Source organism: Pseudoflavitalea sp. G-6-1-2 (genome assembly GCF_012927185.1).
Taxonomy (GTDB): Bacteria; Bacteroidota; Bacteroidia; order Chitinophagales; family Chitinophagaceae; genus Pseudobacter.
In genome coordinates this window covers 134,637-161,162 of sequence record NZ_JABBGB010000002.1, presented here as the reverse complement: position 1 = coordinate 161,162, position 26,526 = coordinate 134,637, and the positions used below count along the sequence as shown (strand labels likewise).

At 43.3% G+C, this 26,526-nt stretch carries 12 protein-coding genes; 9 read left to right on the top strand and 3 right to left on the bottom strand.

Annotation, left to right across the window (positions count from 1 at the left end):
• The first annotated feature begins 5 nt into the window (after positions 1–5).
• From HHL16_RS10345 to HHL16_RS10315, 7 genes are all read left to right on the top strand, one after another.
• The gene (locus tag HHL16_RS10345; RefSeq protein ID WP_169425136.1) at positions 6–1,097 is read left to right on the top strand and encodes a hypothetical protein; all 1,092 of its coding nucleotides are present in this window, start codon (positions 6–8) and stop codon (positions 1,095–1,097) included.
• Positions 1,072–1,581, top strand: coding sequence for a hypothetical protein (locus HHL16_RS10340; protein ID WP_169425135.1), 510 nt, complete (start codon positions 1,072–1,074; stop codon positions 1,579–1,581). The genes HHL16_RS10345 and HHL16_RS10340 overlap by 26 nt, the downstream gene beginning before the upstream one ends.
• Positions 1,582–2,595: 1,014 nt before the next feature.
• Positions 2,596–8,310, top strand: coding sequence for a hypothetical protein (locus tag HHL16_RS10335; RefSeq protein ID WP_169425134.1), 5,715 nt, complete (start codon positions 2,596–2,598; stop codon positions 8,308–8,310).
• A 32-nt stretch (positions 8,311–8,342) separates the two neighbouring features.
• Positions 8,343–9,122 (top strand): hypothetical protein, encoded by a 780-nt coding sequence (locus tag HHL16_RS10330; protein ID WP_169425133.1) that lies wholly within the window; start codon positions 8,343–8,345, stop codon positions 9,120–9,122.
• A 55-nt stretch (positions 9,123–9,177) separates the two neighbouring features.
• A complete protein-coding gene (locus tag HHL16_RS10325; protein WP_169425132.1) occupies positions 9,178–17,649 on the top strand; it encodes an RHS repeat-associated core domain-containing protein in 8,472 nt (2,823 codons plus the stop codon).
• A gap of 4 nt (positions 17,650–17,653) precedes the next feature.
• Complete coding sequence (locus HHL16_RS10320) at positions 17,654–17,914, top strand: hypothetical protein (RefSeq protein ID WP_169425131.1); 261 nt, start codon at positions 17,654–17,656, stop codon at positions 17,912–17,914.
• A 276-nt stretch (positions 17,915–18,190) separates the two neighbouring features.
• Positions 18,191–19,042, top strand: a complete 852-nt coding sequence (locus tag HHL16_RS10315) for a prolyl oligopeptidase family serine peptidase (RefSeq protein WP_169425130.1) — start codon at positions 18,191–18,193, stop codon at positions 19,040–19,042.
• A gap of 77 nt (positions 19,043–19,119) precedes the next feature.
• Here HHL16_RS10315 and HHL16_RS10310 read toward each other — a convergent pair whose 3' ends face one another.
• The 3 genes from HHL16_RS10310 to HHL16_RS10300 all read right to left on the bottom strand — a co-directional run bounded on the left by HHL16_RS10310 (position 19,120) and on the right by HHL16_RS10300 (position 24,098).
• Positions 19,120–19,611 carry a hypothetical protein gene (locus HHL16_RS10310; RefSeq protein WP_169425129.1) on the bottom strand — a complete coding sequence of 164 codons (492 nt, stop codon included), beginning with the start codon at positions 19,609–19,611 and terminating at the stop codon, positions 19,120–19,122.
• Between the two features lie 63 nt (positions 19,612–19,674).
• On the bottom strand, positions 19,675–23,202 hold the full coding sequence (locus HHL16_RS10305) for a M1 family aminopeptidase (RefSeq protein ID WP_169425128.1): 3,528 nt from the start codon (positions 23,200–23,202) through the stop codon (positions 19,675–19,677).
• Positions 23,196–24,098: an ABC transporter ATP-binding protein gene (locus HHL16_RS10300; protein ID WP_169425127.1), complete on the bottom strand. Its 903-nt coding sequence runs from the start codon at positions 24,096–24,098 to the stop codon at positions 23,196–23,198. Before HHL16_RS10300 ends, HHL16_RS10305 begins: the two co-directional genes overlap by 7 nt.
• Positions 24,099–24,303: 205 nt before the next feature.
• On the opposite strand from HHL16_RS10300, the gene HHL16_RS10295 reads away from it, so the two are divergent.
• Positions 24,304–25,800, top strand: coding sequence for a sensor histidine kinase (locus HHL16_RS10295; RefSeq protein WP_169425126.1), 1,497 nt, complete (start codon positions 24,304–24,306; stop codon positions 25,798–25,800).
• A gap of 2 nt (positions 25,801–25,802) precedes the next feature.
• Complete coding sequence (locus HHL16_RS10290; RefSeq protein ID WP_240966086.1) at positions 25,803–26,516, top strand: LytTR family DNA-binding domain-containing protein; 714 nt, start codon at positions 25,803–25,805, stop codon at positions 26,514–26,516.
• Positions 26,517–26,526: the final 10 nt, after the last annotated feature.

Below are 26,526 nucleotides of genomic sequence, written 5' to 3'. Positions count from 1 at the left end.
GAAGCATGAAAAAACTATTGACCATATGTGTTGCATCATTGCTCGTTGCAATACAAGCGAAAGCCCAGCTGAACTTTCTGTTCATACCGGAAGTAGCTGGCAGATCAGTGGACGGGCTGGGATCTTTCCGCATTCAGAATCTCTCCGGAGCGCCGTCTTTCGGATCTGTGGAGATCATTGTTACGGAAACAACCACGCGTCAGCGCATACTGAACATCACTACTCCTGAGTTCTCTGTAGCAACAGGCAGCAGCCAGTTTCCGCTTACAGCATTCAAGGGAAGCAAATTCGTATTTGCGAATAATGCGTTCGCCAGTGTACTGAGTCAAACAAGAAATTTCCCACCCGGAAATTATTCCTATTGTTTTCAGTTCAAAACACAGCACAACAGTGTTGAATCTGAAGACTGCTTCGATGCAGAGATACTGCCACTGGTGCCTATTTCGCTGATCAGTCCGGCTGATAAGGACAGAATCTGTCAGAAGCGACCGGTGCTCAGCTGGCAACCTCCGCTGCCGTTTCATCCTTCGATGAAATTCAGATTGCTGCTCACAGAAAAAACAAACGGAAGCTCCGTGGAAAGCCTGCTGATGAATGCACCATTGCTGTTGCTGGATAATATCAGCGGAACAACCATCAACTATCCCTCCAACAGACCAGAACTGCAGGAAGGCAAAACATATTGCTGGCAGGTGATAGCGATGCAGCAGGGAATGCTGATATCGAAATCGGAGATATGGGAGTTTACGGTGGAGTGTAAAGAGCCTGCCAAATCAAAACCCTTCGACAGTTATCGTGAACTGAAGAGTATGGTGAACAGCAACTACTACATTGCCAACAGGATCTTCAAATTCTCGCTGTACAATGCGTACAACATTAAGAAGCTCAACTATACGGTACTCGACATGGCAGATGGTTCAAAACCAATGAAAGACCTGCCGGAAGTGCCGCTGATAATAGGTTTGAACAAGATCGACATAGACCTTACAGAAGCAGGTCTTGAGCCGGGAAAACAATACCTGCTCAAAGTGTACCCTCATAATGAAACAGCAGTTATCATACGATTTGTTTATGAAGATAAAGATGAAACCGAGTAAGGTTCCGGTTGTGGCAATAGCTATTGCAGTGATGATGCTGCATGCCTGCAAATCTGAACCGGAGAGAAAAAAACATACTATCGAGGTTTTTAGTCCGGGTAGTTTCTTCTATCTGGATCCCGTGAAGAACAAACAGGTGATGCAGATCACCAGTGACGAGGAAGACAAACAGTTTGCTTCCTATCTGGTTGGGTTCTTCGACAGTACCTATACAAAGAATGTACAGCAACCGAAGATAGATGAAGACCGATCTGTGTACTATCAGTTTCATATGGGAGAAAACTGGAGGGCTGTTATAAACGGAGACTCTGTGGAGCCGGTGTTCTATCATCCGGTGCAGAATGCTGATACCAGATTGGGTTCGGGAGTACTTGTTTTTCCTGTAACAGAAGGCAAAGTCCCGGATACACTTGTTTACAGAAGTGCCGCCGATGGCTGGAGCAATATGATCATTTCGTTGAAACAAAAAAGACTCATCCAATAAGATCAAAGGATCATGAACAAAAGAAGCAGAAAAATAACCGCCTGGTTTTTCCTGATTATCCTATCAGTGCAAACATGCTGGCCTACTGTGGCATTGGCAGTTACCAACGGCCCCGCACAACCGGAAATGCAAAAGTTCGAACCAGCCTCGTCCGGTGATATGGTGGATCTTTTTTCAGGGGATATGAAATACAATATTCCGTTATTGGATGTGGGAGGATATCCGATCAATCTGGCGTATAGTTCCGGAGAAGGAGTAGATGATGAAGCCAGCTGGGTAGGAGCGGGCTGGAATCTGAATGTGGGTTCTATTACGAGGAATCTGCGTGGTTTGCCGGATGATTTCAATGGGAGTGCACTTACAAAAGATGAAGTAAAAAAAGAATATACACGTAAAGATTTCATCAAATATGGTGGAAGAGTAATTGTTAAACCAACACTATTTGGTTGGGAATTAGGAAGAGTGGGAGCCGCAATCAAACTGGGCGTATATAGAGACAACTATTACGGCATTGGAGCAGAAATAGGCGCCAGCCTCAATTTTGTGCAGGAAATGGGCAAACGCTCTGCACTCAACGCAGGACTGGATTTTACAGGAGATAGCAGAGCTGGATTTTCCGTAGCTCCATCCTTTTCGTTTAGTGTAAAGCGCGATGGCGACGATAACTCAACAATCGGCAGCTTATCCGGATCACTTCACTATAATACAAGAAGTGGGTTGAAACAAACTTCATTGGGAGCGTCTTTTTCACCCATCAGATACAGAGGAACTACTTATTCAGTTGATCTTTCTGCCACCAATTATTTCGGAAATACTTATACACCAAGCTTTACAAGCAATACTTTCAACTATTCCCAGAGTTTCAGTTTTGATCTGGGCCCTGTTTTTTTTGGTGGATATATAGGCGTTGGTGGAGAAGGATATGTGGTAACAGAACGAATTGCAGAAAGAGAAATGTCATCACCGGCATATGGCTATCTGAATTATGTGAATGGCAGAAAAAATACTGGTGCATTGCTCGATTTCAATCGTGAAAAAGACGGCACTTTCGTGCCCGGAGCTCCTGCTATTGGCATCCCTGTTCCCACACAAGACTTTTTTCTGGCTACCAGTCAGGCCGGATCAAAACAATTCCGTCCATTCTTTGGAGGAAACTATGTTGTATTTGATAAACGATTCACTAATCAAACAACCAACCAAAGCTTTGGATTGACAATAGGTGGTGGCTGGGCTGCACAATTCGGGGCCAGACTGAACTTTACGGAGGGTGGATCAGTGACTGAAAAATGGACAAACAACAATCGTTATCTCGCAAATGCTGAAATTGATTATAACCAAATCGATATTGATCAGGAAGTAAACTGGTTCAAAGGCAGTGGTGATTTAACTGCTGTTGACAAAGAATACTGGCAACGAAACTTTGAAGAGAATACACTTAAAGTAGGGCTGCAACGGGAAGGGAAAAAACTATATGCCCAACCTATAGTTAAGTACCGGGATAACAATGACCCTACAAGGGAAGCTCAGTCAAACTCGGTCGATTTCAGAAAATCGATTAGAGAAAAAAGAACCAATATTCTCAGTTATCTCAATGCCAGTGAAGCAACTACATTTGGTTTGGAAAAAAAGATCAATGGCCAGTCCAGAGTCGATGATTCATTTCGCAAGTCGCATCATATATCGGAAATGACAGTTACCGACACCGAAGGTAAAAGAATGGTCTATGGTATTCCTGTATACAACACCACTCAACGCGAAGCAACTTTTTCCGTGGCATCTCCCTCAGCATCCGTGGCAGAAAAAGCAAGAAGAACAGGGATGATCAATTATGGTGCAACTGATAACACTCTTTCGAATTCACAAGGCCGCGACAATATGTTTTCGCGGGAGACCATTCCTCCATATGCAACCTCGTGGTTACTAACAGGTATTCTTTCGCCGGACTATATCGACCGCACAAATAATGGTATAACAGATGATGATTTCGGCACTGCTATAAAATTCGATTATAAGCAAACTGCAACAAAAGATAACCCATATCAATGGAGGGCTCCCTACGCTGCCAACTCAGCTCATTACAATGAAGGATTTCAGAGTGATCCGAAAGATGACAAAGCCAGCTATACGTATGGAAAGAAAGAGCTGTGGTATCTCGACTCCATCACCAGCACCAAAATGGTAGCATTCTTCTATACATCTGAGCGAAAAGATGGGATGGGGGTAAAAGATGAAAATGGAGGCATGAGTACAACCGTAAGGCCACATAAACTGGACAGCATTTGTGTGTTCACAAAAGCTGAGATGGAAAAGGACAAGCCAAACAGAGTACCGGTAAAATCCGTCTACTTCGAGTACGACTACTCTACCAGCCCCAACATGCCAAACAACTCCGGGGAATGTGTTGGTAAAAACGGAAATCCGGCAGCTGACTGCAATGTTAATGATGCAGAAGGCAAGGGAAATATCAATCTGCTTAAAGGAAAACTTACCCTGCGTAAGGTATATTTCACCTTTGGCAAAAATAAACGCGGAAAATCTAACCCGTATGTATTCCATTATGATAATCGCCCTTTATCAGCAATGAACATATCGGGACTTCCTGCAATTCCACAGAACGATGATGATGCAAAAGATGAATATGGCGAAAGGCAGGCAGACCGATGGGGTACGCTAAAGAAAAGTTTTTACAATCGTCAGAGATCCAACGGAACAACCAGAATACTCAATAACGCAGAATTTCCATATACACTCCAACCCGATGAACAGGCCGGATATGATGTAAAACAATTGAACGACTGGTTTGCGTCTCATTGGCAACTCAACAAAATAGAAACGCCTACCGGCAGCATCATCGACATCGAATACGAAGCAGACGATTATTCGCATGTACAGAACAGAAGAGCCATGAATTTGTTTTCCATTGTTGGAATCAAGCAAGGCAATGGTACAATTGTTAGTGGGGTAGATGTAGCAAGCGGACTCGTGCATGCCAAAGGAGTAATAGTTGAACTCCCTAAGGCTGTGGCAACAATAGAAGAATTCAGAGACAACTACCTTACAGGTGCAGACGGGCAGGTACTCGATAAGATCTATTACAAAGTTCATACAGATCTCAACAACAGATCGAAGTTTGAAAACGTACAGGGGCATGCTTCTATCGAAACAGATCTTAATAAATTCGAAAAGATCTCAGGCACCCGTATAATGATTCCATTAACTGAGGTTAAGGGATATAATCCTATCGCATATGCTTCATGGCAGATGCTCAAAACAGATCTTCCGCAATTTGCTTACGATGGATATGATAATTCTGATGCAGATGGATTTGGTAAGTCAGTGGAAGCACTCGTAAGATCCATCGTGGCTGCTGTTGGCTCGGCACGGGAGCTGGTTCAATCGTTCGAAAAAAAGGCAGCTAATAAAGGTTTTGCAGATAAGATCAAGCTGTCTAAAAGTTTTATCCGGTTGTACTGCCATCCTTTACTGGCTAAAACCGGCGGTGGTGCACGTGTGAGGCTCATAAAGATGAGCGATGAATGGGATAAAATGGCCGGAGGAGAGAAACTTGTAACGGGGCTCTTGTACGACTACACAGTAAAACAGGGAGATAAACAGGTTTCTTCAGGAGTAGCATCGTATGAGCCACAGATTGGCAATGATGAGAATCCATTCAGAGAACCTGTGCCTTATGTTGAAAAAGTACATTGGGGAACCGACAAATACCATTTTATCGAAAAACCATTTGGTGAATCTTTTTTCCCTGCCCCCCAGGTGGGATATAGCCAGGTAACGGTAATGACTGTTGACCATTACTGGCTTCAGAGTGGAGGCGAAAATAAAAAGCATACCGGTTCTGTGGTAAATGAATTCTATACAGCCCGTGATTTTCCCACAATCGTAGACAATCTTCCGCTGGATAATCAGAATTATGAGAACAGCATGATCCTTCGCCTTTTCACCTGTACCGCAATCAACAGAGTAGCCAACTCACAGGGTTTCAAAGTTGAGTTGAATGATATGCATGGCAAGCCAAAATCAGTAAGCGTTCTCAATCAAGGAGGTGATAAAATATCTTCTACAGAGTATTTCTACAAAGTCAAAGATCAGAATGCGGCAACCAAGGAATTGGATAATAATGTACAGGTGTTGCAGCCTGATGGCACGATAGAAAATCTGAACATAGGAATGGATATGGACCATGCTACTGATTTGAGAGCAAGCAGCAGTGAATCTATTGGAATCGGGATAGGCACTTACGGAGGATTCTTTCCTGCATGGCTTATCCCGGTGTGGTTTCAAGGACTCAGTATTACTCCAAGCATTTCCATTGATAGCTACAATGCAGTTTCAACTGTAAAAGTGATTCACAAGTATGGAATTGTTGAGAAGGTACGTACTATGAAGAACGGATCAGTGATAGAAGCGAAGAATCTGGTTTGGGATGGAGAATCCGGAAATGTGGTAATGACAAGCAGCCAGAATGAATTCAATGATAACATTTATACATTCAGCTATCCGGCACATATGGTTGATGGAAATGAGGGAATGGGAGGAGCTTACCGGACTATTGGTGCTCGTAAAAGAATAATGGATCCTTCTAATCCTGGCACTAAAATTACTCATACTGGTCTGCAAACTGGCGACGAAGTAGCAAATGAACAGCTCTCTACAAAAGGTTGGGTAGTTAAAGCAGACAAGGAACTTTGGCTAAAGGATGAACAGGGTAATCAACCGGCCACTACACCATTCAATACAATAAAAGTGATCAGATCTGGCTTCCGGAATCTGACAGGAGCTGTAGCAGGTACAGTTGTAATGTTGAAAGATCCGAGAGTAACAATCAATGGAGTTACAAGAATTGAGATCAACGCTTCCAATAAAGTGCTGGATGCAAGCACAACAAAATATAAGGATGTTTGGCAGATGCCCTTACCATATCGGCCAGACACGAAAAAAGAATTCAATCCAGATTTTTATGAAGTGTGTTTGCCGCAGTTGATTTATGGTTTGATTATTACTTGCCCAAATCCGCAGGCACCGGTTGTTAAGCGTGCTATCAGTTATTCTTCCTCTCAGGCTTATGATGCTAATACACTCCTTTCTGAAGGAAATGATGATACAGACACGAAACCTGAATGTAATACTAATGTACCTGCCAAATTTGGTGAATCCGGAACAAGTCCCAAATACTATATGAATAACCCCAGACAAATCGGGTCGGGATATGAAATCTATGCAAATGATTTTGCCATGGTTGGGAAATTCAAAATTGTCTTCGATTATGTTTCCGGTGAATTCAACAACCTGATTAAAAGTCCCTTGTCGTCAGCAGCGATGGAAAGCAAACTGTTTAACAGAACAGCAAATGAAGGCAGGTATTTTGTTGTACCACATCATAACTGGATGGCGAGGGTAAACTTCGACATTCATCCAGACGATTATTCAAACACTATCGATTTCATTTATGTCCCAAACAAACCCAATCCTACCGTAAGCGAAATGCGTTTGTTAATGTCTTTTCACATCGAAGGCGATGAGATCATCCGCACTGTACCTATTTGTCGCAGTGGTAATGAGTACCCAATGAACCCATATTACGAAGGCATTTTCGGTAACTGGAGACAGGATACAGCATTTCATTATGCGATCGACAGATCACAGGAAAAAGGTTTGGCTGATCAGAATGGAGGTACAGACATCCGTAAATCAGGAAGTTTTAAGGATTTCACGCCATTCTGGACTTTCAATCAAATAAATAAGATTGTGCCTAATCCCAATGTAAAAATAGCAGGCACAACATCATCTACAGGGTGGCTGTGGGATAGCCGAAACATTTTCTTTGATCGTAGGGGGAATCAAATTGAAACTGCAATTCCACGTGTTGTAAAAAATCAAAGCTGGGGAACGCAAATCCCAGATATGATTTTCAGTTCCGCATTGTATGGGTTCAATGATTCATACCCGGTAGCCATTGCAGCCAATGCGCGCAGAAATGAAATTGCGTTTGATAGTTTTGAAGATTACCAGCAATATAAACAGGAAGGATCGACAGCATGCCCTGTATATCGCCATCTAGACTTTGGCTACACAAAAAACGCAGACAACAGTATTTGCCTGGGATCATCCTGCATCACAAATGCCGTAGCACACAGTGGAAAATATTCAGTCCTATTGAATGAGTTGAAAATACAACAAAAAGACCCCGGTCTGATTGTTCCCAAAGAACCATACGTCCAAAGCATTAATTCAAATTGGTTTGCGACCGACAATGAACTAGCGCTAGGATTCAGACCAGTTTACGGTAAAGAATACGTCCTGAGTTTCTGGGTTTATGACGGCGATCCAAACCCAAAGATTAGTAGCATGACTGTCCGTACAGAAACCGGTTTAAAATCGTTTGAGGGTCAAATTTTCCCGATGGTTGAAGGTTGGAAAAGAGTAGAGATTCCTCTGTATGGTAGTTATAAAATTAATCTGTCGATTAATAAAACTGAGTGGTCGACAGTATATATAGATGATCTCCGCATTATGCCCAAAGAGGCTAAGATGAACACCTATGTATATGACAACAATAACTACAGATTGATGGCACAGCTTGATGAAAACAACTTCGCCACATTCTTCGAATATGATGCAGAAGGAACGCCAATAAGAGTTAAGAAAGAAACCGAAAGAGGAATAATGCTCATCAAGGAAACCAGGCAGTTCATGAAAAAAAGAACACCCTAACAATTCCCTTTACCAGCAAACAGAATAATATCATGAAATCAAAATACAAGTTTATTCTTCTTTCACTCGGATTGGGAATTGCAACAACAGCATCCGTTGCACTTGCCAAAGGGTGGTTCATTCCAAAAACTGAATCAACAGAAGAACTACCGGATGCCAACAGTGAGTGGCAGAAAATAGCTGAACGATACCAGCAATTTAAAGAAGGCCTTTACATCAAAGGAACTATTCGTCTCTTCGATAGCAAGCATCCGGGGATACAGAAAGAACAAAATGAAATGGTGCTCCTCAGCAAGGGAACACATTTTTTTTATTCCATTGGTGGCAATAAGACCTTCAGTGATGGCAACAGGCTTCTTCAGATCGATCCGATCAATCAAATAGTTGTATTATCGAAGGTAGACTCAGCTGCAGCCTCTCAGCAACAGCAAAAATTATTACCGCATATGCTCAACAGTTTCTCCGATGCAGGCACAACCAACACCTTTAATGCAAATGGAACAGTTGAAGGTAATAGCAAGGAAAGGAAGCTGACTATTCAAAACGACATGATGCCCGACATAAAAAAATATTCCTTTTCTTATGCTCCGGCAAACTACCTGATCAAAGAAGCTGAAATCGAATGGTGGAAAGGAAATCCGGCTATGGGCAAAAGCAATGAAGAAACATGGATCACAAAGATTCTATATACTCATCCGCCATTTCCGGGCCTGGATATTCAGGCTATGATCAGCAGCATTCTTATTGAAACCGGTGGAAAAACAACACTCACCGGCGAAGTAAAGGATTATGAACTCAAAGTGCTTTACTGATCAGATAACAATAACGGCATTTCATTAATATTATTCCGGAGTAAGCGATCATCATATGTTACGAGTTACCAGATATCATTTCATACTTATCCTTCTTTATTGTTTACCTGTACTGACTCTTGCCCAGGCACCAGGTGAGACGTATATCAATGCACTTACAGGTACTATCAAAAAAGATGATCTCTGTGAGGTACAGGACGACAAATTCGCAAACCTGACTCCTAATGAGTGGAACAGGATTTACAACTCTTCTGTAAACAACCTGATCAGCTTCGAACTGAGAAATGACGTTCCGATTTACTATTACAACAAACTATTTACCTGCAGCCTGAACGTATCCATAAAATATTATACTACTAAAGGGCAGACCACACCTCAGGAAATCAACAATATTGACCTGGTAGTGAAATACGATCCTGCAGCCGGCGCTGTCAACCCTACCATAGCACAGTATTGGTTCAAAAATGCTTTCAGGGTTATTGTGAAAATCAACTCTATTACTTCTCCCGAATTAGGTACAAATATCCCTGCGATCTTTCGCCTGAAGAATCAGATCAATATCGACAGAGCATATTCTTTCACTAAAGATATCACAGCAGATATCCAGTTAACACCTGTAATCGGAAATCCAGCTGATCAGAAACTAATGATCAACTGGAATACAAGCAACTTTCCAGGCTCTGCAGACTTTGATGTTGACTGGACCTTCATCGATATCGAAAGTCAGCAGGCAAAAGAGATACAAACAACTTATACCAGCAACGGGATTGTGAATATTCCATATCAGGTGGTACAGAACTGGATGCAAAACGATTACAGCAGAGTAACCGTAACGGCTCCGCCGTATCAGATCAATCTGCCATATGGCGAAGGGTATATTCTTGCCAGAGTGCGAGGTGCAACATACTATCGCAACCCTTCATTCAGATATGTTTCCAACTGGGCATACCATGGAGGTCAGGGCAGAACTGCTTATTATCTTATCCCTAATGCACATGCGCCAAATCTTCATTATCAATATACTGCTGCTTTTGCAGAAGAAGGAAAGAGAAAGGAAGTTGTATCATATTTCGATGCTGGCCTGAAAGAAAGACAGCTGGTAACACTCAACAACAATTACGAGTCCGCTAATCAGGTTGGCAATACAGCGATAGTTCAGGAAACTATTTATGATATTTTAGGAAGACCTGCAGTTCAGGTAATGCCAGCACCTGTAAAAAGCAACAGCCTTAACTTTTTGCCTTCGGTCAATAAAAGCAATACAGGGCAGGCATTCAGCTTCAGAAACATCGATTTGCTCTCATCTTCAAGCGCAATTTGTGGACCCGGCGCCGGAGAAATGAGTACGGTAAGTGGAGCATCCAATTACTATTCTCCTCAAAATGCTTTTCTTAACCCAACTGACCTTGCGATATATCCTTCTACAGCATATGTACCTGATGCCGACAAACGACCTTATTCATTGACGCAATACACTGCCGATAATACAGGCCGCGTCAAAAGAACATGGGCAGCAGGTGGTACATTTCAACCTACTGGCAATTCAGCAGGTCATAGTACCGATTACTTTTATGGAAAACCCGCACAGAAAGAACTTGACCGGCTCTTTGGGTCAGAGGTAGGCTTCGCTTCTCATTATCTCAAGAATATGGTAGTGGATCCGAACGGACAGGTAAGTGTGACTTATCTGAATGCAGCAGGAAAAACCATTGCATCTGCATTGGCGGGTGCTGCACCAAAGAATCTCGAAGCATTGCCATCTTTATCGAACCCAGAATCTGCCACGCTCTTAAAACGAAGGGTTATCAACAGCCAGGATTTCAGAAGCAATACTTCAACTCTGATTACACAAGCCTCTGCAGTATTTCTCGCTTCACAGACTGGTAAGTTTAAAGTATTTTATGATGTTAATCCGCTTTCGGTAATTACTCAACATGGCAGCCCCCGTCAGCCACTCTGCAACAACTGTTATTACAATGTGGTGGTTGAAGTAAAAAATGATTGTGGTGTTTCGGTTGCATCTGATATCAGCGTGCCTTTTACAGGCAATGATGCGGTATGTAATCCTTCAGCACCGATTTTCACAAGATCATTTGAGGCAGATGTGGCAGCCATTGGAGAATACACCATCACATATAGCCTGCAGCTGAGTGAAGCACAGATTAAATACCAGACTGATTACTATATCCAAAACAACACCGATCTAAAGAAGCTTCAGTATTTTTTCCAAAAGGAGCTGGACAAACTCGATCTGGTTGGATGTTATCAAACCTGTGAAGCATGCACCACACTTGGCACAAAGGAAACCTTCCGTTCCAAAGTGCTGGACATTTTGAATAAAGGCAGCTTTGCCGGCATCACTTTAACAGGAACAGAGGGTGATGCACTTGCGGCAAGGATCGATGCTATATGGAATACCCTCAAAAGCAATTGCGATCAGCAACCTTGCGGAGTAACAAATTCCTGTGAAATGTATCTGGAACAGATGAAGCAGCAGGTGAGGCCCGGAGGTCAGTATGCCAGAGTTGATTTTGAGAAAATATCTCAGACATGGTATCTCAGCGAATCAGGCGAAACAAACCTCATCCCGCTGTTCCTAAATTCCGATATCCCTGATCTTACATTCACTGCCATCGATGGAAGTACTGTAAATAGAAAAAGCCTGTCCATTCATAATTTGATCAGAGAATATCAGGTGCATCCCGAATGGGCCGACGAATTGGTTAAGAAACACGTCGAATATTGCGGCTATGAGTTTTGCAAATACAAAGGAACCGCGCCGAATGCCGTAAGCATCGAAGCCAGTTATGATTGGGATCAGACGCTCAGAGAAAAGATTTTGTCTGGGCAGGATGCCATCAATAAACAATACTTCGATCGCAGTACGATCCTTGCTCTGTTGAATAAAGATCCTTTCTTTGGTCCGGGAGGCGAGGGGGCTTCACTAAAATCAGACATGACACTGGCACTTACCAATTACGCCAGTACCATGTCTCTGCAACCCAAAAATGACGCTGGCTACCCACTCGCTGACAAAAATATTCTTCAATATATCGATTGGTTGCTTTACTGCAAGCCAGCCAATCCGATGGCTACTAATGCAGAAATAGCGACATCCTGGAATTGTAGCATGTCGGCCGCCGTTTGCAGATCTGCCACAATGGAATGGGAGATGTATCGCAATTTCTATCTACAACTGAAATCGAAGTTTTTTACACAGGTAAAAAAAGCAATACGCCCCGATTGCCTTAACTGTTTTATTGGCAATGGTAGTATGACTGGAAATAAAGAGTGTTCTCTTCCAATATATCCATGTCCTACTAAGTTTGACTTTGAACTACCGGTTAGAAATGAAAGGACATTACAAGAAGGCTGCGATTATGATGTCTGGGATCAATATGTGGCCTATAAACATCCAAGTGGATTAAAAAGAACAGCAAAAGTTAAGATCCGTCGTACAACAAGGCGTACTAATGGGGTCGTACAAACCAATGATTTTACGTATACGCTGACGCCGATTGTATCTGAAACAATGATTGCAGAGGATGCAACCCGTGTTACTTCAATCCATCGCCCCCAAGACCCAGTATGCGTTTTTGGATCAGAGTCTTTCCAGATATTAGATGTTACCTGTCCGCCCGAACCACCTGCAGGTTGCCCAGTAGACATTGAAAGAGCAAAGTTGTATGCGCAAAAAGCAAGAGTGTTTCTGGATTACCAGGATATTGAGAATTATAAGGCATGTAAAGCAAACCCTAATCCCACCATGCCAACTGAAGCGGAAGTAACCACTCAGACAAGAGACGGACTCACTCAGGAACTGACTCAAAGGAAAGCAAACTGGCAGGAACGCCTCAAACAAATTCGTGATGATTATTCGGAATTCAGCGCTATAACAGATGTTCAAATCACCAATCTTACAGATCGCCTGGAGGCTGTATCGTTGAAATGGCTGGCGATTTCACCACGCAGCACGATGTCCATTGCCAATTCATTACCCGCAGGGCAGGTAAGCGCAAATGGAGACAACAATTTTGCGCAGGCATTCAGTGCAGTGATCGGCAGTACCCTTGTTAAAAAAGGGTTCAGTCATTATATTCTCGAAAACGTTTATCCCTATGATAAACAACCTGTAAAATACAATGCCAATACAGCAGATCTTAATTCGGATATCTGTACCAATATCGCAACTTTAAGATCAAGATATGCTGCCTCTGGTTTCGGCAGAACATTCCACGAATACCTGAAACATGAATTGGAAGATGATTACATTCTTACTGAGCAGGAGCTGGCCGATATCGAATCACGATGCCAGGCAAATCCGCAATGTACATTCACTGATGACTATATTGTAAAACCGGTTGTATTTACTAAAAAAGCAGTGACAACAGACGATCTGTTTATCAATAATACCCAATTAACTACACTTGAAAACAGCTTCCAGTCTGCATTTCCAGATATGACGGTGGCAACGTATTTGTATAATAACACCTATGCAGCCTTCATGAATCAGGCTTTGGGGTATCCGCTTGGATTTACAGAATATCAAACCTACAAAACCAGGCAGACATCTAACCCTACTGCTGTTCTATATAACAAACCTGAAAATCCATTGATCATAAATGATGAAATGGCCTGCACAAGAGAGCAACTCACAAGAGCTTATGAAAGGGCAGGGCAGGAGTATGATTATTATATCACACTTGAGAGAAAGAAATTCCGCAACAGATATATTTCAACCTGTCTGTCGGTAACAGCTTCTTCAAATGTGGAAGACATACTTCGTGAATATCATTATACACTTTACTACTATGATCAGAGTGGTAATCTGGTTAAAACAATTCCACCTGAAGGAGTACGTTTCCTCAGCAACGAAGAAATGGATGAAGTGGATAAATACAGAAACTTTGATCCGGCGAGCTGTAATGGCGCAGGCATCCCTACATCTACCGATAAAACGGCTACCTTAAACAGCATCAGCACTCTTTGGAAAGCAAAGACCAGCAAGTCTCTCGAACTGTGGTTATACAATAATCAATCGGGAACCGACAGGCATGTGAGATGGGTTACACCCGACGCCAGTTTTATTTTCCAGACGGCTATCCACAATAAGAAGCTTTGGGTAGAATTGTATTCGATTGAAAAAGATGCGAATGGTGTGAACATCATTCTCTCCAATCAACTAGTTGCAGATATCAGTGGGTTTACCCTTCAAAGCTGGAGTCATCTGGTGGCTCAATCACCTCAGTTTGACACAGATACCTGGACACTCTATCTGGATGGCAAGAAACTGACCACAACTCCTGCAGACCAAACGCTTCCATATCCTGTTGATATGGAGTTAGATCCGAATGGCGGGCTACCTCCTGAAGATCTCACAGCACTAAAGCATGTAAGATTGTACAACAGGCTTCTAACTGATAATGAAGTTGCAGGCAATTATGCAAACTCATGCCTTAATGTAATTCCGGCATTGGCAACTGTTAATGCACCGTTGAATCACTGGGGCAGATTCAATATTCCAACTGCTGGTGGGGAAACAACTACCGGTCCGGGAAGTACTAACGAGTATGTGTACAGATTCTTTGCTCCCAAACATGGTTTGCCGACAAATTATGCATACAACAGTACCAACAATATTATCAGACAGGAATCACCGGATGGAGGAGCTTCCCAATTCTGGTATGATCGTTTATCGAGAGTAACAGCCTCTCAGAATGCAGAGCAGAAAACTCCTTCGATTGTAGGAGATCCTGCGAACAGATTCAGTTATGTTAAGTATGATGCACTTGGCAGAACTTATGAAGCAGGTGAGAAAGTAGGAGGAGATGATGTTTCGAGCGTCAACCTGTTCAATAAGGCTGCATTGGAAAGCTGGTATGCATCCGGAACTGATCGTGAAATTATAGAAACCATATATGATGTTGCACCTGATTTCAAGGCGGAATCAATGACATTGGAAAATCTGCGTCAGCGGGTTAGTGCCAGTGTTTATCGCCCATCGAAAGGTGTTTCTGATTACAACGTTACTTACTATTCTTATGATATTTCCGGAAATGCCAAAAGAATATATCAGGAGATTGCTGGGTTGAAAGCAATTGACCCAACTTCAGGCATCAAGCAAATAGATTATGAGTACGATCTGATAAGTGGAAAGGTAAATCAGGTAAGCTACCAAAAGGGTATGCCAGATCAATTCTTCTACAAATATTCATATGATTCAGAGAACAGATTGTTAGGGGCATTTTCAAGCAGAGACAATAATCGCTGGGAGAAGGATGCCAGTTATGCGTATTACCTCCATGGTCCGTTGGCGAGAGTTGAGCTAGGAAACGCTAAAGTGCAAGGCATAGATTACGCCTATACATTATCAGGATGGTTGAAAGGTATCAATGGCAATCACCTTAACAATAATCAGGATATTGGGAATGATGGTATAGCCATTCCAAACAATGTAAACAGTGAAACTGCACGTGATGAACTGGCTTATACATTAGGTTATTTCGATGGAGACTTCAAACCTGTAAAATCAGATGCGCTTGCGCTGTCCAGAGAATTTAGTCCCAACGTAACCCAATCTGGTAATCCTTATGTTGGAACAGGAGCTTCACTCTACAATGGCAATATCAGCAATGCTACCATCCATATTGCCCCCTCTATACTGGGAGCCGCAAAAGGATATACCTACCGATATGATCAGTTGAATCGTATTGTTTCAATGCGAATGCATAATCAGATTCCATTGACAAACAGCTCAAAATGGGATAAAAACAGCATTACTGAAGATTATCTGGAAGATATCAGTTATGATGCCAACGGCAATATCCTTAAATACAAGAGAAACGGGTTTGGTGATGATAATGCAAGGAAGATGGATGATCTTACTTATCATTATGAAACTTATGATGGTCAGCTGAAGAATAATAAATTAAACTATATAACAGATGCCGTTCCGAATTCTGCTTATACAGAAGATCTGGAAACACAGAATGCGGACAACTATAAGTATGACAAAATCGGGAATCTGATTTACGAGCATAACGGTGGTACTAATTTGTCTCCCATAAGGTGGACATCCTTTGGAAAGATTGCAAGTATTAAGAAAGGGAGTAACGATCCGATAGTCTATGCATACAATGCTGCTGGGCAAAGAGTTTCTAAATCATCAAAAACTACATCAGAAAAAAGAACTTATTATGTAAGAGATGCTCAAGGGAATGTATTAGCTGTATATGATTATGACGCACCTGTAAATAACAATGGGCTGGATGGCACACTTAAATGGGAAGAGCAGCATTTATTTGGAAGCAGCCGATTGGGAATGTGGAAGCCGGGAATAATAAAAGGCACGGCTGCCTGGAAAGTACCTGCACCGGAACCAACGGCCAGTCAATTCTTTGAAGGAAATAAAAGTTATGAGCTAAGTAATCATCTGGGGAATGTACTTGCAGTAATACTCGACAAGAAAAAAGGCGTTGATGCAGATGCAAACGGAACAAATGATTATTATGCGGCTGAGTTGGTTAGCGCAACAGATTATTATCCATTTGGGATGCAAATGCCGGGGAGGAAATGGAGGTTAGGTGGATATAGATATGGGTTTAATGGCAAGGAGAATGATGATGATGTGAAGGGAGAAGGTGTGCAGCAGGATTATGGAATGAGGATATATGATGTCCGGGTTGGTAAATTCTTAAGTGTGGACCCGATTACGAAAAGTTATCCGGAATTAACTCCATATCAGTTTGCAAGTAATACACCCATACAAGCTACAGATCTTGATGGACTTGAAGCCGCCACACATATAGCAATGGCAAAAGCGGGTCTTTTCGGTTCAACTACTGCTAAGATTGTAAATGGAACTTCAGATGGAATTGAAGAATCTGCAACTGCAACTTGGAAATTTATCACACGAGATGCATGGAAGGCTGATACTTGGAAGAAAGCAGGAAGTGCTCTAGGAACTTTCGCCGATATTACATTTGGTAATCTGGATGGCAGGAATGATCAAATGGCATATGATGTAATTCAGCCGAAAATAGATAACTTCAAAAAAGAAGTAGTTAATGGAGATGCGTATTCAAGATCAAAATACTTTGCTAAGACAGGAACTGATGTATTAACTGCTTGGGCTGGTGATAAAGGATTAGGCCTACTTGGAAAACTTAGTTGGGTTGCTCCAGTTCGGGAAGGCACACAAATAGCAGGATTTTCATTGTTTAAGATGGGCTCAAATCTTACGAAAAAGGTAAATGAGTTTAAACTTACACATTCTATTGAAACAATTACTAAATCAGCTGATTACAAAGCTATTTCAGCCCTTTCAAATGATGAGCTAATTAATAGCGTACTTAGGCCTAAAGATTATAAAAAAGTCACATTAAATACACAAACTGGGACCTTATTTGATGGGAATACTCGAATTTATGAACTTCAAAAAAGAAACATTAACATTGATGTACCTTATCAAGAATATACACCAGATAATACGATGTTTCCAGAATTGAAAGAACCTCCTAAAAAATAAAGGTATGTTTGAAAGAGATTTTCTTGCTTATGTCTTATATACTACACTGCTTGAGTTCAGAGAAAATGCATATGCTGAAGGCAACTCAAGATTATTCCATTTAGCTGATATTCTACATAACGCACCTCTAAGCTTACATAGCGAACATTCTGCAAAAATGGAGTATGAGAGATTGTTGGAGAATGTAGAAGTTTTGGGAGTCAAGGAGTGGTTAGAAAAAAGAATGCAGGAGTTTACTGAACGATATACTAAGTCAGAGGAGTAGGGTGCATCTAATAACGTGATTACACAAAAAGAACTTCGTATCATCCATGGAAAATCAGAATCAGAACTGAGGTTAAAAGCAATAAGAATATTCAACAGAGTAAATGAAAACGGTCCTGTTTCATATAGCGAGCTATTTAAGAGATATTAGACAGGTGAGCTTTTGCAAAGCGTTCAACGGCAGGTTACTTTCTGATGAAAGGGGCCATGAATTTAACGCTAGCGTTAGAAAAGGATATCGATTTGATCATGCCGTAATCTTTCATAGTATTGCAGAATGATCAAACCCGCGCTCCTCAACACCATTCTTTCATCCATCATAGCCACCACCGGGTTAGCCCAATCCGATACCGGCTACTTCAAAACATCTGTAACCATCAGCAGAGACAGCATCACTGCCATCCGGAAAACCATTCTCGATCTGCCCAACGAAACCTTTAATCCGCATAGCTTTACCGGGAAAAACAACATTACTACTCAGTACCGCCAGCTCGATCCTGTTCAGCAAAGGAAGAGCAGCAAATACCCACTGGTAGTGGTTCTACATGGCTCCAACGCAGTTGGCACCAACAATACCGAACAACTGGGTATTCTGGTGAAGTTCTGGGCCCAGCAATCGATAAGGGAAAAGTATCCCGCATATGTGATTGCCCCGCAATTTCCTGTACGATCATCTAATTATATTCATGATGCGATATTAAACACAGAAACATCCATTCCTGATCCTTGTCTCAGCACTGCATTACAGCTGATCGATTCACTGAAACGCACACTCAATATCGACCCGCATCGGATCTATATCATGGGCATGTCCATGGGCGGATCAGGCGTTATCAACAGCATAGAACTCAGGCCAGATTTGTTTGCTGCCGGTATCAATATCTCCGGCGTAGCAGCTTTCAACAATCTGAATAAACTAAAACAGGTTCCGCTTTGGATCACTCACGGAAATGCAGACGAAGAAAACCCATACCAAAGCGATTGGATCTTATATCAAAAGCTGAAAGCGATAAAGGCACCCGGACTCAGGTTTTGGGAAGTAGATGGACTAAAACACGAAACCTTCTACCTGCTTTACGCCACCGAAGAAATCCCGAAATGGCTCTTCAAACACAGAAAAAGAAAATAATGTAAGCATAGAAAAAGCCCAGCACTTCAACTGAGTGCGGGCTTATCATTTATGTGACCAACTATAGGCCTGTATGCTTATTTGAACGTTGATGCTACAACTCCTGCATATTTATCAAACACTGCTTTTTCGGCATCACTGTATTCGAGTAAAGCAAAACAGAACGCATCATTTTTCAAAATCATCTTATGATAAAATGTTTTGCCTTTACGTTTGCCTGAGATCACGTAGAAATCTTTGCCGAGACTTTTATAGGTTATTGTTGCTTCCTTTTGAAGCCTTGCCAGATCATCTTTGTACTGCTTTGCCAGTGTAATGGGATCTCCGTTTTCATCCTGATTGAAACGACCGAAAACTGCGAGCACAGTTTCATCTTTTTTGTTGAAGAATACCCTGCCATCGCTATTGGCAGATTCTTCCTGCGGAAACAAAACTGCTTCAGGATATTTTATGCAATACCCAAATCGCACATTACAATAACTGGCATCAGCTTTCAATCCGTTGCCGGAAGTTTGCCCCGCAGCAGCAAACCCTATCAGAATCAGAAGGGACGTGATCAGATTTTTCATATCCAAATATACAATGAACCCATAGAAAGAAATCATAAATAAAATTAGCTGAAGCAGCAAGGATTACTGCAAAACCAGTACATTATTATCCCTGTTTTCATCGATCATACAATTCATCGGATCGATTGCTACTGCTGCAGGGTTCTTATCCAGCACAATTTTCACCTGGTTCTGAGAAGCAGAGAAATGGAAACGTTGCGTATGCACAGGTTTCGTTTGATTGTTCCATGCGCTTTCAGGTTGATCAAAAACGGCAATCGAAACATCATCATTCACTAAAGCAGATTCCGGTTTTCCGGAGGTATAATCTTTTTTGAGCAACGTAGCATCCAGCTTCAATTCATATTGTCCGTTCGGGAGTTTGTTGCAGCTAACCAGCTTCAGCGCTGCATCGTAGACGATTACTCTTGTAAGCAGATCATCGATGAAAGCATGTTTTGAAGAATCAGCAACAGATTTAAGTTCACGAATAAAATCCTGCGGGATGGCGGCTCTGCCGGGAGGCGTGTATTTGCTGATCATTGTCGCCAGCACTTTGTTCATTTGCTCTTCACCGATCGCTTCTTTGATGGCAAACAAGGTCAGTCCGCCTTTCTGGTAGTAAACAACTCCCTGATCTGAAGTGCTCAACGGCAATTCTTTTTCATTGCCTTCATTGCGCATTTTGAAATATAGTTCCTGATCGGTATCCAGATAATTGCGTACCTGCATTCTCCCATAACGTTTTTCCAAAGCGACGATCTCCGTATATTTTGCAAGAGACTCGGTGAGCATCTGGCAACCCGGACCTAAATAGGGTAACATAATATCTGCCCACCACTGATGTGCAGTTTCATGAGCCGTGATCATATACACCTGATTTGCTTTGGTGCTATCCCTGAAATCACTGGCGAAATTGAATTTGTCTTTACTGAACACCACACCGGGATAGGCAGTTGCTGCACCCGGATAATGCGGGAGCTCCACAAGTGAAAGCACATTGTGAGGGTAGGGCGCGAAATTCATACTCCCATAATTACCTGCATCCTTCAGGGCCTGCATCAGTACCGGAAGGTTTTCTTCCATTCCGGCGTGATAATAAACAGCGTAAGCAATGCCATTCTCTTTGGACAACATCATCGAATATTTTGCAGAGCTAAACGCAAACATGAATGGAATGGACCTTTCTGTTTTGTAATGGAAATAACTTCTCTGGCCTTCCTGCCACTGCTTTACAAGACTACCCACTGTTATGGCAGTTTGACCAGCTTCCGTTGACAGAATGCTTTCATAATCTACAAAATGATAGTTGCTGTCTGCAGGCGTTTCGTTTTGTGTGGGGCCCAGTCCGGCTTTTGCTCTTACGTCATAGGCAAAGACCTCCAGTCTGTTGTTGTATCCGAAGTAAGGAAGATATTTTTCCAGCTCCACATATGATCCATTGTTCACTACTGCATGTTCGGTGTTGAAGGGAAGAAAGCCGGAGCGGTCTACCTGCATAGTGAATAACACACGACAGGTATCGCCAGGCTTCAGCGGCGAAGCCAGTTTGAAACGATATTGCCTGAATTGTTCGTCCGGCTGAACCGGTGATGCGCCGGGCACTTTGATGCTGGCGCTTGTCACTTCCGGAGAAATGCCAAGCCAGAGCAGGGATATAGTCGAAGCAGATTCATTCCTGATCACATACTCACCATCCACAGCATACGTGCCCAGCTCAGGATACAGATCCACTTTGGTTTTTACAGCGATCACGTATGGCTGTTGCATCTTTCTTTCTGCACCATATTTTTTCTCATATAGAATCTTCCAGTTGTTGTAAGCTTTTCTGTCGGCTGCAATTCCGCCCCGGTTTGTACGCATCTGAATATAACTTCCTGTAGCGATCCATCCGGCAAGCGCCAACACTATCACTACCAGGCCTTTTCTTCCCAATATTTTCGGAACAGTTTGCAGGCGTTTACGGAAAGGTACCGATCCGGTTCCACGCCATATAGCCGCAGTAAGCAATGCCAGAATGATCGCCGGAAAACTTCCCAACAACAAATACCAGTTGATGACATGCGTATAATGCCCCCAGCCATTCATCGGAGAATATTTCATCTCGGGCAGGAGTGCATAACCTGTCAGTTGATTATCGATGCCCAGATTTCTTGCAAACACGATAATCCCAATCACTACACCACTCACCAGTAACCCCGCAAACTTGTTCCCGGTGAGTGTTTGCACAAATACAATGAGAATAGTGAAGAAGAATAACGGCAAAGCACTGTAGTAATATAAAATTGCATACAAACTCCATTCGATCGGTTCACCGAGTACCAGCTGCACGCATATACCCATCAGGATGTTCACAGAAGTAAGCAACAGCACCAGCATCAGCAGGGTAGCGGTCTTGGCACCCCAGAGCAGCAGCGAAGGAACCGGTGTGCTGAACACAAGTCCTTCAACTTTTACAGCCCGTTCGCGATAAATGATCTCTGCGCCATAAAAGAGCAACAACAGCAATCCTGGTCGAACAGAAATAAGATTCTCCACAATGTATCCGGTGATGGCATGGAATTTCATACCATACGGACCTTCCAGCGCTCCTTCTTTCAGGTCGATCAGATACATGAAAACCCATAGCACCATCATAAACAGAAAGCCCAGATGCCTGAACACCGATGCGAGTTCCAGCCGGCACTGCGCACCAAATGCCTGCCTTAAGTATTGTGAAGAGTTGGCCTGAACAGTAACGGGATGATAAGCAACAACCGCTACCTCTTCATGGCGAAGTTGTTTCGGTTTCTTTGCTCTAACTTCTGCAATGCTGAATCTGAACCGACGATAACTCAGCAGCAGCAACAATATTGAAACGCCGATCCACAGGATCCTGTTCAGTGCAAATACACCACTCACCGGAAACAATCGCTGGTTGCGGTCGATCACAGTCCAGTTCCTTGTTTCGAGAAAGAATGCATTGATACCGAATGGATCGAGCAGGTAAGGCAATAAGGATCCGTCGTTTGTTTTCATGGCAGAGCCGGCAAGCATTGGCGAGTTGCCCAGTATCGATCCCGTTAAGTAGAGTATGAAAAGCAGTACGCCTGCCGCATACACCATCTTCGCACTCCTGCTCAGCAGGGCTGTGGCAAAAACGATGCTGCAACAAAAGATTACATTGGGTAATCCGAATGCAAGCAATGGTTGCAGATAGGCCAGCATACTTGCAGTTCCCAGCCGGGCAGGGTCTACGCCCGCAAAGCAAACCATCATGCCTGGTACGGCCATTGTAAAGATCAGAAAAACAGCCAGGATAAATCCGACCAGTCGCACAGCAAACCAACCAATCTTTTTAAGTGGCGTTGCGAAGAGGAGAGATTCCATTCCCGAAGCCTGATCGCGCAGGAGCACATTTGCACCCACCACCATGCTCACGAAAATAACGAACAGGCTGAGCAGGCAAATGATATAATTGATCACATAAGGTGCATTCTTATGGAGCTCTTCGCTTCCGAAATTTCCCTTGCTCATGATCCATCCCAGCACAATAAAGATCAGCACAGACGCAATGAAAGTAAGTTGCCTGAAATGATATTTCAGTTCGAATTTCAATAATTGGTTCAGCATGCTGCCACCTCCTTTCCGGAACGGATGAGTCCAGCTATGGATGAAAAATAAACATCCTCTATATCTGCTTCGAACGGCTCAAACCCGCTATCAGGGCAGGTATCAGACAGCACATGCACTTCGAACCGGCCACCGGAAATTCGGGTGGAGATCAGCTGAAGGTTCTGCTGGTATTGTTCCAGTGCAGCTTTCGAAACGCTTTTCTTCCACACCCGGCCCTGCAGCAACTCTGTGAGCTGATCTGGTTTTCCTTGCAACACTACCTGTCCGTTTGCCATCACTGCCATTTCCGGACAGAGATCGTGCACATCTTCCACGATATGCGTGCTAAGGATCACCACTACCTGTTCTCCGATCTCTGTGAGCAGGTGATGGAACCTGTTCCTTTCGAGTGGATCGAGGCCTGCGGTTGGTTCATCTACGATCAGCAGTTGCGGATTGCCCAGCAATGCCTGAGCAATGCCGAAGCGTTGTCGCATACCTCCGGAGAAAGAGCTTACCGCGTGCTTTCTCACTTCGTAAAGATTGGTCTGCTGCAGCAGGCTCTGTACTTGTTCTTTTCGTTCGGTTTTGTTGAGGAGGCCTTTCAGAATGGCCATATGGTTGAGCAGTTCCAACGCACTTAATTTGGGATAAACGCCGAAATCCTGCGGCAGGTAGCCAAGCTGTTTTTTCAGTTGTTGCGGGTCGGCGAAAATATCCTTTCCGTCGAAGAGGACCTGTCCGCTGTCAGGATATTGCAGGGTGGCCAGAGTCCGCATCAGGCTTGACTTTCCGGCACCGTTGGGTCCGAGCAGTCCGAACATCCCGTTACTTACATTGAGGGAGATATTGTTCAGCGCTTTAACCCCGTTGGAGTAGGTCTTGGTGATAGAGTTGATCTGTAGTCGTTGCATGGCAAATGGTTTATTGCAACAGCAAAGTAGTTACGTCTAATGCGCTGTTCAACAATTAATGAGCAAAGGAGCCGGCAGGATGATCAACTGATGCAGGATGCTGTTTTCAGGGCGAAACGACTGTCATCATCAAATCAGGGTAGTTCATCATTAAAATTTGTGGAAGAAGAAAATGGGGTGTTCTTTTATCCATTGAATCATCCGTATGAATCTATGGTACCGCATTCGTGAGACAATGGCAACGCAGTTTGAAACGATCCTTTACATCGGAGCTTACTGCTGGATGGCTATACTTAATCTGCCACTTGCAAAAGGAATGTACTGGCATTACTTTGGCACACAGTTGCTGCAGGAGATGCTGGCGATGGCCCCGGTACTGTACTTTTCTCTGAACAGGGCAAGATGGAAACAGCGGCTCACTCCGAAAAAGTACCGGCTCTGCTGGATCATCTTTTTTCCCGTGTATCTCTCATTGCTGATGGCGATCGTACCATTTTTGCTTCGTGACCATAATCAGATTGCTCAGTTGATTGTTCAGGCAGCGCTGTTCAGTATCATTCTTGAACTTGCGCTCAGTCTGAATACCTACCTGATGCAGCGCAAAACCAAACTGCGATGGTACAGAACGCTCAGCCTGGAGAAAGCCCTGCTGCTCAGCATCGCCTGCATCTCCGTGATACTGGCTGTAATGGCAGTGAACAGTGAAGGCAATCCTGAGTACGACAAACATGGCATACTCTTACTGGGATTCGAGTTCAACCTCCTGAAAGTGTTTACTCACTTCGGCACATTCTTTTCTTTTCTGTTGCAGCTGTTCTTCATGTACTGCTGCGGATATTTTTACTTTCTGCTCAACAATCGGATACTGGTACCGAAAGTGCTCAAAACAAAAGGCACAGTGATGTATGTACTGGCAGCGTTCGCTGTGGTAGGCATCAGTTATCCGTTGATTACGCAGTTGCTCAACTGGCTTCCCATCAATCAGCGATTCGGGTATATTTTCCCTCCCAATCCCTTCCAACTCGAAAATGCTTCAGGGGCACTGGCTATACTCTTTATCAGTCTGCCAATTGTGATGGCCATTCACTGGAACAAGCAGAGCACACGCATCACCACACTTGAAAAAGAAAAAGCAGAAACAGAGCTGGACCTTTTGAAGCAGCAGCTGAATCCGCATTTCTTCTTCAATACACTCAATAACCTGTACGCTCTGAGCCTCACGGGATCTTCCCAAACGCCGGAAAGCATTTTACGTCTGAGTGATCTCATGCGTTACGTGATCTACAAAGCAAAAGATCCGTTGGTGCCGGTGCAAAGCGAGCTTACCTATATCGAAGACTATATTCAATTGCAGCAGATAAGACTGAAACGAAAACCCGATATCAGATTCGAACAGCATATCGAGCCGGATGCTGCAAGCATTGCGCCTTTGCTGTTGATTGTACTGGTGGAGAATGCCTTCAAACATGGCATCGAACCGGCTGAAGATGCAGCCTGGCTTGAGATGAAGCTCACAGCAACTGCCAGTCGCCTGCATTTCACCTGCAGCAATTCGTTTGAAGAAGCAGGGGAGAGCAGCCACGGTATTGGTTTGGAGAACCTTCGCAGAAGACTGCAACTGCTTTACCCGGAAAAGCATAAATTGAGCATACAAAACAATGATCATATTTTTAAAGCTGAACTGGAATTGCAATTGATATGACAATGAGATGCCTGATAGTGGATGATGAGCCGCTGGCACATGAAGTGATCCTGAAATATATGGAAGACATTCCGTTTCTGGAGCTTGCCGGACAATGTTACCTCGCAACGGAAGCGCTGGCATTTCTCAACCGGCAGCAGGTAGACCTGATCTTTCTCGATATCCGTATGCCCAAATTAACCGGACTGGAATTGTTGCGTACACTTCCTCAAAAGCCACTGGTGATCATCACTTCGGCTTATGAAGAGCATGCACTGGAAAGCTTTGAACTGGAGGTTTGTGATTACCTGCTGAAACCATTTCGATTCGATCGTTTTCTCAAAGCAGCTAACCGTGCTTTATCGCTGCATACACTGAAGCATTCATCCACACTCCCTGCGGCTCCTGCATCAGCGCCGGCAGCCGATGCTGCGCAGATCTACATCAAATCGGACAAGAAGCTGGTGCAGCTTGCGCTCAACGAAATCTACTACCTCGAAAGTCTGGGCAATTATGTAAAAGTCTGGAACGAACAGAAGTTCCTGCTCACTCCCAGAACATTGACCAGTTTTGAAGAACAGCTTCCGGCTGAAATATTTCTCAGGATCCACAAATCATTTATCATCAATAAGCGATTTGTGAACTATATTGATGGAAATATGATCCGGCTGAAAAACGGAAAAGAACTGCCACTGGGAAAAAGTTACCGGCATGTAGTGAAACTGTTTCAGCAATAGCGGATCGTAA

Coding starts and splice junctions, on each gene's coding strand:
- HHL16_RS10345 (WP_169425136.1), top strand. CDS start 6: ATGAAAAAACTATTGACCATATGTGTTGCATCATTGCTCGTTGCAATA.
- HHL16_RS10330 (WP_169425133.1), top strand. CDS start 8,343: ATGAAATCAAAATACAAGTTTATTCTTCTTTCACTCGGATTGGGAATT.
- HHL16_RS10320 (WP_169425131.1), top strand. CDS start 17,654: ATGTTTGAAAGAGATTTTCTTGCTTATGTCTTATATACTACACTGCTT.
- HHL16_RS10295 (WP_169425126.1), top strand. CDS start 24,304: ATGAATCTATGGTACCGCATTCGTGAGACAATGGCAACGCAGTTTGAA.
- HHL16_RS10305 (WP_169425128.1), bottom strand. CDS start 23,202: ATGCTGAACCAATTATTGAAATTCGAACTGAAATATCATTTCAGGCAA.
- HHL16_RS10310 (WP_169425129.1), bottom strand. CDS start 19,611: ATGAAAAATCTGATCACGTCCCTTCTGATTCTGATAGGGTTTGCTGCT.
- HHL16_RS10315 (WP_169425130.1), top strand. CDS start 18,191: ATGATCAAACCCGCGCTCCTCAACACCATTCTTTCATCCATCATAGCC.
- HHL16_RS10340 (WP_169425135.1), top strand. CDS start 1,072: ATGAAGATAAAGATGAAACCGAGTAAGGTTCCGGTTGTGGCAATAGCT.
- HHL16_RS10325 (WP_169425132.1), top strand. CDS start 9,178: ATGTTACGAGTTACCAGATATCATTTCATACTTATCCTTCTTTATTGT.
- HHL16_RS10300 (WP_169425127.1), bottom strand. CDS start 24,098: ATGCAACGACTACAGATCAACTCTATCACCAAGACCTACTCCAACGGG.
- HHL16_RS10290 (WP_240966086.1), top strand. CDS start 25,803: ATGAGATGCCTGATAGTGGATGATGAGCCGCTGGCACATGAAGTGATC.